Here is a 15,828-nt window from a genome sequence, read left to right as displayed (position 1 = left end):
ACGTCCTGGTGGTCACTCCATCCCCAGCTTCTTGAGCTTGTACCGCAATGCGCGGAACGTGATGCCCAACTGCGCGGCAGTTTTGGTCTTGTTGTAGCGGTTGGCCTCCAGCGCCTTCTGGATGGTGTCGCGCTCCATCTGCTCGATGGCGTCCGGCAGGGCGGTGCCATCGGGGCCGAAACTGGCGGGCGAGGGCGCTGCCGTCGCCCGCAGCGGCACATCCGCCTCCTGCCCGATCAGGCTGTCCACCTGCGGCAGGTAGAGGTCGGCGACTTCGATCAGGTGGCCTTCGCACAGCGCCACGGCGCGCTCCAGGATGTTCTCCAGTTCGCGCACGTTGCCCGGGAAGGGATAGGCGCTCAGGGCCGCTTCCGCTTCTTCCGACAGGCCGGGCAGGGCCTCGGCCTGGTTGCCGGCCAGCCGCTGCAGGATGGCGCCGGCGATCGGCGCGATGTCCTCGCGGCGCTGGCGCAGCGGCGGCACCTGCAGCTCGATCACGTTGATGCGGTAGTACAGGTCGTGGCGGAACTTGCCGTCCTCGACCAGCCTGCCCAGGTTCTTGTGGGTGGCCGAGAGGATGCGCACGTCCACCGGCAGCTCGGCCGGGGCGCCGACCGGGCGCACGGTCTTCTCCTGGATCACGCGCAGCAGCTTGACCTGCATGTGCAGCGGCAGCTCCGCCACTTCGTCCAGGAACAGGGTGCCGCCCCGGGCGGCCTGGAACAGGCCTTCCTTGTCGGCATGCGCGCCGGTGAAGCTGCCCTTCTTGTGGCCGAACAGCTCGCTCTCCATCAGCTCCGACGGGATCGCGCCACAGTTCACCGGCACGAAGGCGCCGCCGGCGCGCGAGCCCTGTTCGTGGATCAGGCGCGCCACCAGTTCCTTGCCGACACCGGATTCGCCACTGATGTAGACCGGCGCCTGGCTGCGGGCGACCCGGCCGATGGTCTGGCGCAGCTGCTGCATGCGTGCCGACTCGCCCAGCAGGCGGGCGCTGGCCGGGCTGGCCGTGCGGCGCTGCTCGTTAAGGCCCAGCGCGTGCTGCACCAGCCGGCGCAGCACCGCCAGGTCCACGGGTTTGGTGACGAAGTCGAAGGCGCCGGCCTTGAGCGCATGCACGGCGGCTTCTACGTTGCCGAAGGCGGTGATCATCGCCACCGGGGTGTCCGGGTAGCGCTGTGCGATCAGTTCGATCAGCTCCTGTCCCGAGCCGTCGGGCAGGCGCATGTCGGTGAGACACAGGTCGTAGCTGGCCTGGGCCAGCTGGGCGCGGGCACTGGTGAGGTCGGCCGCGGTGTCCACGCGCAGGCCCATGCGGCCCAGTGTCAGCACCAGCAATTCCCTGATGTCGCGTTCGTCATCGACTACTAGGGCGCTGCGGGGGTGGCCATGCGGTACCGGAGGCTGGAAGGCCCCTACACCTTAGCCGAAACCGCCCGTTTCAGGCCAGATTGAGCCTTCCGGCGCCCGCCTCGTCCTGCATCAGGGTCATGCCGGGCGGCATGACGATGCGGAAGCAACTGCCCCCGCCCGGCACCCCTGGTAGCTGAGGGTGCACTGGTTGGCCTCGCACAGCTGCTGGGCGATGTAGAGCCCCAGCCCCGTGCCGTGTTCGCTGGTCGTATAGAAGGGGTGAAGATCCGCTCAGCCACTCCGGGCGGGATGCCGGGGCCCCGGTCGAGTACGTTGATTTCGGGCGGCACCCCGGGCGGGCCGCTGCGCACGGCCACGGTCACCTTGGCCGGCTCGCCCGGCATGCGGCCGTACGTAAGCGCGTTCTGGACAAGAATCGTCAGCACCTGGTGCAGGTGCCGGGGTCGGCCATGGCCAGGGTGCTGCGCTCGCTCACCGACTGCAGGATGTCGGTTTCCAGCGGGTGGCTGGCCCGGTATTCGTCCACGAAGCGGCGGGCGAACTGGCCGATGTCCACCGTTTCGGGCTGGGAGCGCTCGCGCCGGGCCAGGCCCAGGATGTCCTGGACAATGCCGTTCATGCGCTGGCACTGGGTGTGGATGATTTCCAGCAGCCGGCGGTCGGCCTCGGGCAGCCCGGTCGCCTCTTCCAGCAGTTGCACCGAGTAGTTGATGGCCGCCAGCGGGTTGCGGATCTCGTGGGCGATGCTGGCCGACAGCCGGCCCAGGGTGGCCAGGGTCAGTTCCTCGGCCCGGTCGGAGAAGATCCGGCTGTCCTCCAGGAAGATCAGGAAGAGGTTGTCGGTCAGGCTCAGGGAGACGAAGCGCGGCAACACCTCCGGGGCGCCGTCGGCCAGGGTCATGGGTCGCGGGATCTCGCTGCGGCCGCCGCGCCAGCGGCCCAGGCTCTTGTGCAGCTCGGGAGCGATGTCGGCCAGGTGGCGGCGGTCGGGCGAGGGTTTGCCCAGCAGGGCCCAGGCCGCCTCGTTGCAGACCTTGACCAGGTGGTCGCCGTCCACGACCAGGATGCCGGTGCGCATGCGCCGGATCACCAGTTCGTTGATCTCGGCCTGGTTGGCCAGCTCCTCGCCGCGTTTTTCCGCCAGCGCCTGGGATTCGGTCACCTGGCGGCTCAGCAGCTCGCAGAGCACGGCGGTGGCCAGGTAGGTGACGCTGAACATCACCGACTCGGCGACGGGGCGGGCGTTGAGCGGATCGAAGGCGCGGTAGTAGAGGCTGTCGGCCAGCACCGCCAGCGCCGCCGCCGAGGCGAAACCCAGGCCGGCACGCTGCGGCAGGATCAGCGCCCCCGCGCCGACGTTGAACAGCATCAGCAGGGCGATGCCGCCCTGGCCGCCGGTGGTGGTGGCCAGGGTGCCGGCCACCACCAGGATGTCCAGGCCCAGTCCGATCGCCGTCTGCTGGGGGGCGGGCATCAGGCTGCGATGGCTGGCGATCAGCAGGGCGATCGCCGCGACCATGTAGAGCACGACGATGCTCTGCAGGATCCCCGGCTCGCGGACGGCCAGCAGTATCTCGCCGGCAGGGCTGAAGGCGACAAGGCCCAGCAGCGCCGCTTCCAGCACCCGGTACAGGGTGAAGAAATACAGCTCGCGTCGCTGCGGGGCTTGCGGCTGGGGTTTCCGGGGGTGCGCGCCATGGCGGGAGTATGCCACCGGCGCCGGCGCAGGCCCTGCCAGCAAGTCAGGGCAGGCGTTTTGCCTTTGACGGGGGGTCGGCGACAATACCGCCCCTCGCTCGCGCCCCTCCCCACACAGGTAGCCGCATGAACTTCCACGAATACCAGGCGAAGCAGCTGTTCGCCGACTACGGCATTGCCGTCCCGGCCGGGCGCGTCGCCCGCACTCCCGAAGAAGCCGTGGATGCGGCCAAGGCCATCGGCGGCGACTTCTGGGTCGTCAAGGCGCAGATCCACGCCGGCGGCCGCGGCAAGGCCGGTGGCGTCAAGCTGGCCAAGACCCTGGACCAGGTGCGCGAGTACGCCAAGGCGATGCTCGGCACCAAGATGGAAACCTACCAGACGGCCGGCGTCGCCCTGCCGGTGGATTCGGTGCTGGTGACCCAGGCCACCGACATCGCCAAGGAGCTCTACCTGTCGGTGCTGGTGGACCGCGGCAGCAAGTCCATCACCTTCATCGCCTCCAGCGACGGCGGCGTCGAGATCGAGAAGACGGCCGAAGAGAACCCGGACGCGATCAAGACCCTCAACGTCAACTTCGTCCAGGGCCTGCAGCCCTACCAGTGCCGCGAACTCGGCTTCGCCCTGGGCCTGAACGCCAGGCAGGTGAACCAGCTGAGCAAGATCATGCTGGGCCTGTTCCGCCTGTTCAACGAAAAGGACCTGGCGCTGGTCGAACTCAACCCGCTGGCCATCCTCACCAACGGCGACCTGGCCGTGCTCGACGGCAAGATCAACTCCGACGACAACGCCACCTTCCGCCACCCGGAACTGGCGGCGATGCGCGACATCCGCCAGGAAGACGAGACCGAGGTGCTGGCCAGCCAGCACGACCTGAACTACGTCACCATGGACGGCAACATCGGCTGCATGGTCAACGGCGCCGGCCTGGCGATGGCGACGATGGACGTGATCTCGAACAACGGTGGTTCGCCGGCGAACTTCCTGGACGTCGGCGGCGGCGCCAACAAGGAACGCGTGACCGAGGCGTTCAAGCTGATCCTGCGCGACCCGGAAGTGAAGGCGATCTTCGTCAACATCTTCGGCGGCATCGTGCGCTGCGACATGATCGCCGAGGGCATCATCGCCGCGGTGAAGGAAGTGGACGTCAAGGTGCCGGTGGTCGTGCGCCTGGAAGGCACGAACGTGGAAAAGGGCAAGGAGATCCTCAAGAACTCCGGCCTGGCCATCATCCCCGCCGACGACATCAACGACGGCGCCAAGAAGGCCGTCGCGGCCGCCGCCTGAGACCTTAGGACAAAGCACACATGAGCGTTTTGATCGACAAGAACACCAAGGTCATCGTCCAGGGCTTCACCGGCCAGCAGGGCACCTTCCACGCCGAACAGATGGTCGAGTACGGCACCCAGGTCGTCGGCGGCGTGACCCCGGGCAAGGGCGGCACCACCCACATCGGCCTGCCGGTGTTCAACACCGTGCGCGAGGCCGTTGACGAGACCGGCGCCGATGCTTCCGTGATCTACGTGCCGCCGCCGTTCGCGGCCGACGCGATCCTGGAAGCGGCCGACGCCGGCATCCGCGTCATCGTCTGCATCACCGAGGGCATCCCGGTGCTGGACATGCTGCGCGTGAAGAACACCCTGGCCGGCTACGACGACGTCGTGCTGGTCGGCCCGAACTGCCCCGGCGTCATCACCCCGGGCCAGTGCAAGATCGGCATCATGCCGGGCCACATCCACATGCCGGGCAAGGTCGGCATCGTGTCGCGTTCCGGCACGCTGACCTATGAAGCGGTCAAGCAGACCACCGACGCGGGCCTGGGCCAGTCCACCTGCATCGGCATCGGCGGCGACCCGATCAACGGCACCAACTTCATCGACGCGCTCAAGCTCTTCCAGGAGGACCCGCAGACCGAGGCCATCATCATGGTCGGCGAGATCGGCGGCAGCGCCGAGGAAGAAGCGGCCGAGTTCATCGCCCAGTACGTGACCAAGCCCGTGGTCGGCTTCATCGCCGGCGCCTCGGCCCCGGCCGGCAAGCGCATGGGCCACGCCGGTGCGATCGCGTCGGGCGGGCAGGGCACCGCGGCCGGCAAGTTCGCCGCGCTCGAGAAGGCCGGCGTCACCACGGTGAAGTCGCCGGGTGACCTGGGCCAGGCCGTGGCGGCCCGCCTGGCTGCGAAGAAGTAAGATTGCGTCACCGCAACGACCCGAAGGGCCGCCTCGTGCGGCCCTTCGTCGTTCTGGCCCCGACCGGCACCCGCCGGCGCACCTAGTGGAGTGCTGATGTCACGTTCGCTGCGCATCGCCCTGGCCCAGTTCGATTTCCCCGTCGGCGCCGTGGAATCCAACACGCAGCGCATCCGGGCGTTGATCGCCGAGGCGCGCGATGTGCACGGGGCCGACCTGGTGCTGTTCCCGGAACTGGCGGTCTCCGGTTATCCGCCCGAAGACCTGCTGCTGCGGCCGGCTTTCCTGGCCGCCTGCGAACGGGCGATCCACGCCATCGCCGCTGCCTGCACCGGCATCACGGCCGTGGTCGGCTGGCCGCAGGCCGCCGGGTCGGTGGTCTATAACGCCGCCAGCGTGCTGCGCGACGGCGCGGTCGAGCTGACCTATCGCAAGCGCGAGCTGCCCAACTACGCGGTGTTCGACGAGCGCCGCTATTTTTCCGTTGACCCCGACGGCGGCGCCTGCACCTTCGAACTCAAGGGCGTGACCGTCGGTCTGGTGATCTGCGAGGACCTGTGGTTCGCCGAACCGCTCGCCGAAACGGCGGCCCTGGGCGCCGAGCTGGTGGTGGTGCCGAACGCCTCGCCGTTCGAGAGCGACAAGACCGCCCAGCGCGACTCCCTGCTGGCCCAGCGCGTGCAGGAGACCGGCGTGGCGCTGGCCTATCTGAATGTCGTGGGCGGGCAGGATGAGCTGGTGTTCGACGGCGCCTCGGTGCTGGCCGATGGCGACGGCGGCGTGCACCCGGCGGCGCGGGCCTTCGAGGACCACTGGCTGGTCGCCGACTTCGATGCCGACTGTCGTCGCTTCACGCCCGTGCGCTGGCCGGCGGAGGACGACGAGAGCCGGGAATCGCTGGCCTGGCGCGCCATCGTGCGCGGCATCCGCGACTACTGCGGCAAGAACGGTTTCGACCGGGTCTGGCTGGGCCTGTCAGGCGGCATCGACTCCGGCCTGGTGCTGGCGCTGGCGGTGGACGCGCTCGGCGCCCGCAACGTCGCTGCCGTACGCCTGCCCTCGCGCTACACCTCGGACCTGAGCAATGACCTGGCCGATGAACAGGCCCGCCTGCTGGGCGTGCGCCTGGAGACGGTGGCGATCGAGGCGCCGTTCACCGGCTTCCTGCAGGCGCTGTCGCCGCTGTTCGAGGGCCTGGCGCCGGGCATCGCCGAAGAGAACCTGCAGTCGCGCAGCCGCGGCGCGCTGATGATGGCGCTGAGCAACCGTTTCGGCGGCCTGCTGCTGACCACCGGCAACAAGAGCGAATACGCCGTCGGCTACGCCACCATCTACGGCGACATGTGCGGGGCTTCGCGCCGATCAAGGACCTGTACAAGACCGAGGTGCAGGCGCTGTGCCGCTGGCGCAACGCGCAGTCGCCGGCCATCCCGGAACAGGTCATCACCCGGCCACCCTCGGCCGAGCTGCGCGAGAACCAGACCGACCAGGACTCGCTGCCGCCCTACGAGGTGCTCGACGGCATCCTCCTGCGCCACGTGGACCAGGAGCAATCGCTGGCCGAGATCGTCGCCGCGGGCTTTGACCACGCCACGGTGGAGCGCGTGCTCCGGCTGGTGCGCATCAACGAGTGGAAGCGCCGGCAGTCCGCGCCCGGCCCCAAGCTCTCGCGCCGGGCCTTCGGCCGCGAGCGCCGTTACCCGATCACCTCGGGCTGGCGCGACTGAAACAAAAACGCCGCCCGGAGGCGGCGTTCCGGCAGGGCGGCAAGGCGCGGCTCAATCGCCGTCGAAGGGGTTCATGCGGCTGAAGAAGCCGTCTTCCTTCGGCCAGCGGCCGTTGTCCAGGTAGTCGTGGTCCGGGTAGTTCTGCTCGAGCACGCGGCGCGCGTCCGCCGCCAGGGTTTCCTGGCCGAGCTTGGTATAGGCGGCGGCCATCAGGGCCACGGCGTCGCCGTCGTATTCGCTCTGCGGGTAGGTCTGCAGGATGTACTTGCCGCGGTTGGCGGCGGCCACGTAGGCGTCGCGGCGCAGGTAATACAGGCCGACGTTGATCTCGTAGCGCGCCAGCAGGTTGCGCAGGTAGATCATGCGCTGGCGGGCGTCGGGCGCGTAGCGGCTGTTCGGGTAGCGGCGCACGACGTCGGCGAAGTCGTTGAGGCTCTGGGTCGGAGCACCCAGGTCGCGCGACGACATGTCCTGCTGTGCCATGCGCAACAGCAGGCCGGAGCTGCGGTCGAAGTTGATCAGCGCCTTCAGGTAATAGGCGTAGTCGATATGGCGGTGCGTCGGGTAGGTGCGGATGAAGCGGTTGATGGCCGAGGTCGCTTCCTCGGTGGCGGCCTGCTTGTGCAGCACGTAGGCCAGCTCGAGCTGGGCCTGCTCGCTGTAGGCACCGTACGGGAAGCGCGCGACCAGGCGCTGGTAATAGCGGGTGGCGCGGTTGTAGTTGCCGCCTTCCATCGAGGTCTTGCCCTCGCGGTACATCTCTTCCACCGGCAGGGTTTCGGTGGGTTCTTCCTTGTCGCCGCCGAACATCTTGCCCAGGGTTTGGCAGCCCGGAAGGGTCGCCAGCAGTGCCAGGACGAGGAAAACGCGGAAAAGGCCGGACAGTCGGGTCATCAGGAGGGCAGGTCAGGGCGCTGGAGGCAGCGAGTTCGGGGATAATACCGGAAAGCCCGCTGTCGCCTCCATGAATGGGGCCGGCCCCGCCCCAGGCCCCACGAGACGCCATCCCATGCCCCAGACCCCTCCGCACGACATTGATGACGGCGAGCGCGAACTGCTCGAATCCAGCATCCCGCTGGGTTCGGCCGGCCGCCGTTTCGACCAGGTGTTGGCCGAACTGTTCCCCGATTTCTCGCGCTCCCGGCTGACCGAATGGATCAAGTCCGGCGACGCGCTGCTCGGTGGCCGCCTGGTCAAGCCCAAGGAAGCCGTGCGCGGCGGCGAGGCCGTCACCCTGTCGGTGAAGATGGAGATCGAGACCGACGCGCTGGCCGAGGACATCCCGCTCGAGATCCTGTACCAGGACGAGGACGTGCTGGTGGTGAACAAACCCGCCGGCCTGGTCGTGCACCCCGGCGCCGGCAACCCGCGCGGCACGATGGTGAACGCCCTGCTGCATTTCGACGCCCGCCTGGCGGAACTGCCGCGTGCCGGCATCGTGCACCGCCTGGACAAGGACACCTCGGGCCTGATGGTGGTCGCACGCACGCTGCGCGCCCACACCTCGCTGGTCGAGCAATTGTCCGGCCGCGAGGTCCACCGCCAGTACCTGGCGGTGGTGCAGGGCACGATGGTGGCCGGCACCACCATCAATGCGCCGATCGGCCGGCATCCCACCGACCGGGTGCGGATGGCGGTGGTGAAGGAGGGGCTCGGGCGCGACGCGATCACGCATTACCGCGTGCGCGAGAAGTTCCGTGCCCACACCCTCGTCGAATGCCGCCTCGAAACCGGCCGCACGCACCAGATCCGCGTGCACATGGCCCATGTGCGCCACCAGATCGTCGGCGACCCGCTGTACGGCGGATCGTTCCGGCTGCCCAAGGCCGCCACCGAGGCGCTGGCCGCGCGCCTGCACGGCTTCCGCCGCCAGGCCCTGCACGCCGAGAAGCTGACCTTCAGACACCCGGCCACAGGCGAACCGGTGGCCTGCGAGGCGCCGATGCCCGACGACATGCAGGGCCTGCTGCTGGACCTGCGCGCCGACACCGCGGCCGCGAAGAAATAGGCCGGCGATGGCGGCCCCGGCCTGGTTCGACGCCGACTGGCCCGCGCCGCCGGGTCTGCGCGCCCTGACCACCCTGCGTTCGGGTGAGGGTGTGTCGCCGCCGCCCTTCGACCGCTTCAACCTGGGCCTGCGCTGCGGCGACGACCCCGTGCTGGCGCAGCGCAACCGCGACCTGTTGTCCGGATGGCTGGCCCTGCCGTCGCCCCCGCACTGGCTGCACCAGGTGCACGGCACCCGCGTGCTGCGTTTCGAGGCCGTACCGCCGGCGGGCGACGACGAGCCCGAGGCCGATGCCGCCGTCACCTCGGTGCCGGGGGTCGTGCTGGCCATCCTCACCGCCGACTGCCTGCCCGTGGTGTTCGCCGCCCGCGACGGCCGCGAAATCGCGGTGGCGCATGCCGGCTGGCGCGGCCTGGCCGCGGGCATGCTGGAAGCCACGGTGGCGGCGATGCACACGCCGGCGCAGGACGTGATTGCCTGGCTGGGTCCGGCCGCGGGCCCGCAGGCCTACGAAATCGGCAGCGAAGTGCGCGAAGCATTCGTCGCGCAGGACCCCGGTGCCGTCACGGCCTTCATCGACACCCGCCCCGGCCACTGGCGCGTGGACCTGTACGCGCTGGCGCGTCGCCGCCTGGCCGCGTTGGGTGTGCATGACGTCCACGGCGGCGCCCTGTGCACGATCTCCGATCCGGCCCGCTTCTACTCCCATCGTCGCGACGGCCGCAGTGGCCGACTCGCCACCCTCGCCTGGATCTCGCCTTGAACACCGCCACACGCCGCCTGCCCTGGATCGCCGCCGGCGATCTCAACGGATTTTTCGGGCTGGTGGTGGACAACCTGTCCATCCTCGGGTTCCTGTCGGCCGCGCTGATCGGCCTGTTCGGTTTTCCCGCCGACGTGGTGTTCCAGAAGATGTTCCCGGGCACGGCGCTGGGCGTGCTGGTCGGCAACCTGATCTACACGGCGATGGCGCGCCGGCTGGCGCGCCGCACCGGCCGCGACGACGTCACCGCGATGCCGCTGGGCCTGGACGCGCCGACCAGCATCGGCCTGGCCCTGCTGGTGCTCGGCCCCGCCTATGCCACCATGCGGCACGAAGGCATCGCCGAACACGACGCCGCCATCGCCACCTGGCAGCTCGGCATGGCGGCGATGATGGTGATGGGCGCCTTCAAGTTCGTACTGTCCTTCTTCGGCGGCTGGGTGCAGCGGCTGGTGCCGCGCGCCGGCCTGCTGGGTTCGATCGCCGGCATCGCGCTGATGCTGATGGGGTTCCTGCCGCTGCTGGAAACCTTCAAGGTGCCGGTGGTCGGTTTCGTCACACTGGGTTTGCTGCTTTACGCGCTGGTGGCGCGGGGTCCGGTGCCGTGGCGCGTGCCCGGTGTGCTGTTCGCCTTCGTGGTCGGCACCTTGCTCTATTACGGACTCGGCGCCGCCGGCCTGTCGCCTGGATTCGCCTGGCCCGGCGGGCTGAGCGCGATGCCGTCGCTGCCCTGGCCGACGCTCGGCTTCATTGACGGCCTGCCGCGGGTGATGCCCTACCTGCCGCTGGTGCTGCCCTTCGGCCTGCTGATGGTGGTTGGCGGCATCAACGTCACCGAAAGCGCGCGCGGCGGGCGACGACTACCGCACGCGCGACATCCTGCTCACCGAAGCTTTCTCCACGCTGATCGCCGGCCTGTGCGGCGGCGTCGCGCAGACCACGCCCTATATCGGCCAGCCGGCCTACAAGCGCATGGGTGCACGCAGCGGCTACACGCTGCTGACCGGCCTGTTCATCGGTCTGGGCGGCATGCTCGGCCTGGTCTCGGGACTGGTGGAACTGCTGCCGCTGGCGGTGCTGGCGCCGATCATCGTGTTCGTGGCGATCGACATCACCGTGCAGTCCTTCCAGGCCACGCCGCATAAACATGCACCGGCGGTGGTGCTGGCCTTCTTCCCGCCGATCGCCTACCTGATGGCGATCAAGCTGGGCAATCCGGGCATCGTGCCGTCCGAGCGTTTCGCTGAACTGTTTTCCGCGCCAGGCCACGGGCTGCCGGAGCTGGCGATCATCGTGATGCTGGGCAACGGCTTCATCATCACTTCGATGCTGTGGGCGACGGCGCTGGCGGCGATGATCGACCAGCGGCCGCGCCGTGCGGCCGGCGCGCTGGCCGTGGCTGCCGTCTTCTCGGTCTTCGGCGTCATCCACTCGGTGCGTCCGGACGGGGGCTGGTGCTGCCCTGGACGCTGGAAGGCCAGGCGCTGGTGATGGCCGCGCAGTTCACCGCGGCCTACCTGGTGCTGGCGGGGATTCTGCTGCTCCTGTCCTTGCAGCCGGCCCGTCCGGTGTCCGGAACCGAGGGCTGAAACCGGCGCGGTCGCGGCTTGAATCCGGCCGTCCGCGACCGCATCTGACGAACATCGCGGCCCGCTGCGGGCTGCCCCGTTCCGAGGATTTCCGCATGCGCATGGACAAACTGACCTCGCGCTTCCAGCAGGCCCTGGGCGATGCCCAGTCGCTGGCGATCGGCCGCGACCACAACCTGATCGAACCGGCACACCTGCTGGTGGCCCTGCTCGACCAGCAGGGTGGCAGCACGCGCCCGTTGCTGGCCCAGGCCGGCATCAACGCCGCCGCCCTGCGCCAGCGCCTGGGCGAGGCGCTGGACAAATTGCCCAAGGTCAGCGGCCAGGCCGGCGAGGTCTCGGTCGGCAACGACCTGGGGCGCCTGCTCAATGTCTGCGACAAGCTGGCCCAGCAGCGCGGTGATGCCTTCATTGCCAGCGAGCTGTTCGTGCTGGCCTGCCTCGACGACAAGGGCGCCGCGGGCCAGGCGCTGAAGGCCGCCGGTGCGCAGAAGAACGCCATCGAACAGGCGATCGAGGCGTTGCGTGGCGGCGAAAAGGTGGCCGATGCCAATGCCGAAGAGAACCGGCAGGCACTCGAGAAGTACACGATCGACCTGACCGCGCGCGCCGAGAGCGGAAAACTCGACCCCGTCATTGGCCGCGACGAGGAAATCCGCCGCACCATCCAGGTGCTGCAGCGACGCACCAAGAACAACCCCGTGCTGATCGGCGAACCCGGCGTCGGCAAGACCGCGATCGTGGAAGGCCTGGCCCAGCGCATCGTCAACGGCGAAGTGCCCGAGGGCCTGCGCGGCCGCCGCGTGCTGAGCCTGGACATGGGTGCGCTGATCGCCGGCGCCAAGTACCGCGGCGAGTTCGAGGAGCGGCTCAAGGGCGTGCTCAGCGACCTGAGCAAGCAGGAAGGGCAGGTGATCCTGTTCATCGACGAATTGCACACCATGGTCGGCGCCGGCAAGGCCGAAGGTTCGATGGACGCCGGCAACATGCTCAAGCCGGCGCTGGCACGCGGCGAGCTGCATTGCATCGGCGCCACCACGCTGGACGAATACCGCAAGTACGTCGAGAAGGACGCCGCGCTGGAGCGCCGCTTCCAGAAGGTGTTCGTCGGCGAGCCCTCGGTCGAGGACACCATTGCCATCCTGCGTGGCCTGAAAGAGCGTTACGCCGTGCACCACGGCGTCGAGATCACCGACCCGGCGATCGTCGCCGCGGCCACGCTGAGCCATCGTTACATCGCCGACCGCCAGTTGCCCGACAAGGCCATCGACCTGATGGACGAGGCGGCCTCGCGCATCCGCATGGAGATCGACTCCAAGCCCGAGGAGATGGACCGCAAGGAACGCCGCCTGATCCAGCTCAAGATCCAGCGCGAGGCGCTGAAGAAGGAGAAGGACAGCGAGTCGAAGCAGCGCCTGGCCGACCTCGAGGCCGAGATCGCCACGCTCGAGCGCGAGTTCAACGACCTGGAAGAGATCTGGAAGGCCGAGAAGGCCACGCTGACCGGCGCCACCAGGGTCAAGGAGCAACTCGAACAGGCGCGGCTGGAACTGGAGGCGGCGCACCGCCACCAGGATTTCGCCAAGGCCAGCGAGATCCAGTACGGCCGCATCCCCGAACTGGAGAAGCAGCTCGCCGCCGCGCAGGAAGTCGAGCACAAGGGCTTCCAGCTGCTGCAGGACAAGGTCACCGCCGAAGAGATCGCCGAGGTGGTGTCGCGCTGGACCGGCATCCCGGTCAGCAAGATGCTCGAAGGCGAACGCGAGAAGCTGCTGAAGATGGAGGACGCGCTGCACCAGCGCGTGGTCGGCCAGCACGAGGCGGTGAAGGCCGTGTCGGACGCCATCCGCCGCTCGCGCGCGGGCCTGTCCGATCCGAACCGCCCGAACGGCAGCTTCCTGTTCCTGGGCCCGACCGGCGTCGGCAAGACCGAACTGTGCAAGGCGCTCGCCGGTTTCCTGTTCGACACCGAGGACGCCATGGTGCGCATCGACATGAGCGAGTTCATGGAGAAACACTCCGTGGCCCGCCTGATCGGCGCGCCCCCGGGTTATGTCGGTTACGAAGAGGGCGGTTACCTCACCGAAGCCGTGCGTCGCCGGCCGTACTCGGTGCTGCTGCTCGATGAGGTCGAGAAGGCGCACCCGGATGTCTTCAACATCCTGCTGCAGGTGCTCGACGACGGCCGCCTGACCGACGGCCAGGGCCGCACCGTGGACTTCCGCAACACCGTCATCGTGATGACCTCGAACCTGGGCAGCCAACAGATCCAGGAGCTGAGCGGCGAGGGCGACGCGGCCTACGTGCAGATGAAGGCGGCGGTGATGGGCGTGGTGCAGTCGCACTTCCGCCCGGAGTTCATCAACCGCCTCGACGAGATCGTGGTGTTCCACCCGCTGGGCCGCGAGCAGATCCAGTCCATCGCCCGCATCCAGACCGCCTACCTCTCGAAGCGGCTGGCCGAACGCCAGATCCGTCTCGAGATCGACGACAGCGCGCTCTCGCTGCTGGGCAATGTCGGTTTCGACCCGGTCTACGGCGCGCGGCCGCTCAAGCGCGCGATCCAGCAGCAGCTGGAAAACCCGCTGGCGCAGAAGATCCTGTCCGGCGAATTCGGCCAGGGCGACACGGTGCGGGTGGTGGCGGAAGCCGGCACCTGGTCTTCCGCAAGAACTGATCAAATCGACGCCGACCCCGGATTCAGGCAGGGCGCGACTTGCGGAACGGCGGAGCGGACAGCGCCATCTCGGCCATGCTGTGCGCCAGTTCCTTTTCGGCCAGCACCGCGCCGTCGGCGCCGTGCGCGAGCAGGTGCTTGACCTCGCGCTCGCTGTGCGCGCGGGCCAGGATCGTCAGCTCCGGATTGAGCTTGCGCAGCCGGTCGACCACTTCGCCGGCTTCCAACGGCTGAGGGATCGCCAGCACGACGAGTTTCGCGCCGACCGGCGCTGCCTCGTCGAGCACGCGCGGCGAAGCGGCGTTGCCTCGGATCGCCGGGATTCCGGCAGCGCGCGCCTTGCGCACGAGGTCGATGTCGTCGTCGATCACCACCAGCGGCACGTCGCGTTCGCGCAGCAGGCGGGCGATCTCGCTGCCGACGCGGCCGAAACCGATCAGGATCGCGTGCCCCTCCTGGGGGATCGGCGGGCCGATGCGTTCGGGCTCCTGCGACGGCGCGGCGGCAGCTGCGGCGGCGGCATCGGCCGCGTCGCTGGCGACGCGGATCGCCTTGGCGGCCGAGGCCTTGCGCGCCTCATGCAGGTCCAGGGCGGCGAAGATCAGAGGATTGGCGATGATGGAAAGCAGTGCGCCGGCGAGGACCAGGTCGCGGCCTTCCGGCGGCAGGATGCTCAACGCGACGCCGAGCCCGGCGAGAATGAACGAGAATTCGCCGATCTGCGCCAGGCTAGCGGAGATCGTCAGGGCGGTCGAGTTCGGATGCCCGAACGCACGCACGATCACGTAGGCCGCCAGCGACTTTCCGACCGTGATGATGAGGAACGTCGCGATCACCGGCAGCGGTTGCTCCACCAGGATCATCGGGTCGAACAGCATGCCCACCGAGACGAAGAACAGCACGGCGAACGCGTCGCGCAGAGGCAGCGAGTCGCTCGCCGCCTTGTGGCTCAGGTCGCCGCTGAGCAGCATGCCGGCGAAGAACGCGCCGAGCGCGAACGAGACCCCGAACAGCTTCGCCGACCCGAACGCGACGCCGAGCGCGATCGCCAGCACCGAAAGCGTGAACAGCTCGCGCTCGCCGAAACCGGCGACACGTTCGAGCAGCCACGGGATCACCCGCTTGCCGACCACCATCATGAACGTGACGAAGGCGCCGACCTTGAGCAGCGTCCAGCCCAGCGACGCCGCGATCGAACCGGCCGTGGGCGGACCCTCTTCGCCGCTCACTCCGCCGAGCGCGCCAGCCAGCGCCGGCAGCAGCACCAGCGCGACCACCATCACCGGGTCCTCGACGATCAACCAGCCGACCGCGATCTTGCCGCGCTTGGTCTCCAGCAGCCGCCGGTCCTCCATCGCCCGCAGCAGTACCACGGTACTCGCGACCGACAGCGCCAGGCCGAAGACCAGGCCCTGCATCACCGGCCAGCCGAGGAACCACGCCAGGCCCCAGCCCATCAGCGTCGCCACGGTGATCTGCACGATCGCGCCCGGAATCGCGATCGTCTTGACCTCCAGGAGGTCCTCGACCGAGAAGTGCAGGCCGACACCGAACATCAGCAGGATCACACCGATTTCCGACAGCTCCATCGCCAGTTCCATGTCGCCGACGAAGCCGGGCGTGAACGGTCCGACGACCACGCCTGCGACCAGGTAGCCGACGATCGGCGAGAGCCTGAGGCGATGGGCGAGCAGGCCCAGCACGAAGGCCAGCACCAGGCCGACGGCGAGCAGCGAAATCAGGGGGTCTGATGGGGCATCAGCAATCCAGAGGGGGTGGCCCGATTATTGCTTCCCGAGCCCC

General features: G+C 68.8%; 8 protein-coding genes and 3 pseudogenes. 7 read left to right on the top strand and 4 right to left on the bottom strand.

Annotated features, from left to right (window positions below; all coding sequences use genetic code 11):
• Positions 1–12: 12 nt before the first annotated feature.
• Both FRZ33_RS00160 and FRZ33_RS00155 read right to left on the bottom strand, forming a co-directional pair.
• Entirely contained in the window at positions 13–1,338 is a 1,326-nt protein-coding gene (locus FRZ33_RS00160) for a sigma-54-dependent transcriptional regulator (protein WP_425480600.1), read from the bottom strand.
• A gap of 103 nt (positions 1,339–1,441) precedes the next feature.
• Positions 1,442–3,088: pseudogene (locus tag FRZ33_RS00155) on the bottom strand (sensor histidine kinase).
• Positions 3,089–3,198: 110 nt separating this feature from the next.
• Between FRZ33_RS00155 and sucC the strand changes: the two are divergent.
• From sucC to FRZ33_RS00140, 3 genes and pseudogenes are all read left to right on the top strand, one after another.
• Positions 3,199–4,359, top strand: coding sequence for an ADP-forming succinate--CoA ligase subunit beta (gene sucC, locus FRZ33_RS00150; RefSeq protein WP_146906934.1), 1,161 nt, complete (start codon positions 3,199–3,201; stop codon positions 4,357–4,359).
• A gap of 20 nt (positions 4,360–4,379) precedes the next feature.
• Positions 4,380–5,261 (top strand): succinate--CoA ligase subunit alpha, encoded by an 882-nt coding sequence (gene sucD / locus FRZ33_RS00145; RefSeq protein WP_146906933.1) that lies wholly within the window; start codon positions 4,380–4,382, stop codon positions 5,259–5,261.
• A 96-nt stretch (positions 5,262–5,357) separates the two neighbouring features.
• A pseudogene (locus FRZ33_RS00140) lies at positions 5,358–6,988 on the top strand (NAD+ synthase).
• Positions 6,989–7,039: 51 nt separating this feature from the next.
• Here FRZ33_RS00140 and FRZ33_RS00135 read toward each other — a convergent pair.
• On the bottom strand, positions 7,040–7,882 hold the full coding sequence (locus tag FRZ33_RS00135; protein WP_146906932.1) for an outer membrane protein assembly factor BamD: 843 nt from the start codon (positions 7,880–7,882) through the stop codon (positions 7,040–7,042).
• A gap of 115 nt (positions 7,883–7,997) precedes the next feature.
• On the opposite strand from FRZ33_RS00135, the gene rluD reads away from it, so the two are divergent.
• From rluD to clpB, 4 genes and pseudogenes are all read left to right on the top strand, one after another.
• Positions 7,998–8,996: a 23S rRNA pseudouridine(1911/1915/1917) synthase RluD gene (gene rluD, locus FRZ33_RS00130; RefSeq protein ID WP_146906931.1), complete on the top strand. Its 999-nt coding sequence runs from the start codon at positions 7,998–8,000 to the stop codon at positions 8,994–8,996.
• A gap of 7 nt (positions 8,997–9,003) precedes the next feature.
• Positions 9,004–9,759 carry a peptidoglycan editing factor PgeF gene (gene pgeF / locus FRZ33_RS00125; protein ID WP_146906930.1) on the top strand — a complete coding sequence of 252 codons (756 nt, stop codon included), beginning with the start codon at positions 9,004–9,006 and terminating at the stop codon, positions 9,757–9,759.
• Positions 9,744–11,348: pseudogene (locus FRZ33_RS00120) on the top strand (SulP family inorganic anion transporter). The gene pgeF and the pseudogene FRZ33_RS00120 overlap by 16 nt, the downstream one beginning before the upstream one ends.
• Before the next feature lie 95 nt (positions 11,349–11,443).
• Positions 11,444–14,167 (top strand): ATP-dependent chaperone ClpB, encoded by a 2,724-nt coding sequence (gene clpB / locus FRZ33_RS00115; protein WP_146906929.1) that lies wholly within the window; start codon positions 11,444–11,446, stop codon positions 14,165–14,167.
• On the opposite strand, the gene FRZ33_RS00110 is transcribed toward clpB, so the two are convergent.
• Positions 14,049–15,767, bottom strand: a complete 1,719-nt coding sequence (locus FRZ33_RS00110) for a cation:proton antiporter domain-containing protein (protein WP_146906928.1) — start codon at positions 15,765–15,767, stop codon at positions 14,049–14,051. The two genes, clpB and FRZ33_RS00110, sit on opposite strands and share 119 nt — an antisense overlap.
• Between the last annotated feature and the right edge of the window lie 61 nt (positions 15,768–15,828).

This window comes from Arenimonas daejeonensis (assembly GCF_007993735.1).
Classification (GTDB): Bacteria; Pseudomonadota; Gammaproteobacteria; order Xanthomonadales; family Xanthomonadaceae; genus Arenimonas; species Arenimonas daejeonensis.
This window is presented reverse-complemented; position numbering and strand designations above follow the sequence as displayed.

Bases quoted from the DNA above. Each gene is read 5' to 3' on its own strand.
- sucD (WP_146906933.1), top strand. From the start codon at position 4,380: ATGAGCGTTTTGATCGACAAGAACACCAAGGTCATCGTCCAGGGCTTC.
- sucC (WP_146906934.1), top strand. From the start codon at position 3,199: ATGAACTTCCACGAATACCAGGCGAAGCAGCTGTTCGCCGACTACGGC.
- pgeF (WP_146906930.1), top strand. From the start codon at position 9,004: ATGGCGGCCCCGGCCTGGTTCGACGCCGACTGGCCCGCGCCGCCGGGT.
- rluD (WP_146906931.1), top strand. From the start codon at position 7,998: ATGCCCCAGACCCCTCCGCACGACATTGATGACGGCGAGCGCGAACTG.
- FRZ33_RS00135 (WP_146906932.1), bottom strand. From the start codon at position 7,882: ATGACCCGACTGTCCGGCCTTTTCCGCGTTTTCCTCGTCCTGGCACTG.
- clpB (WP_146906929.1), top strand. From the start codon at position 11,444: ATGCGCATGGACAAACTGACCTCGCGCTTCCAGCAGGCCCTGGGCGAT.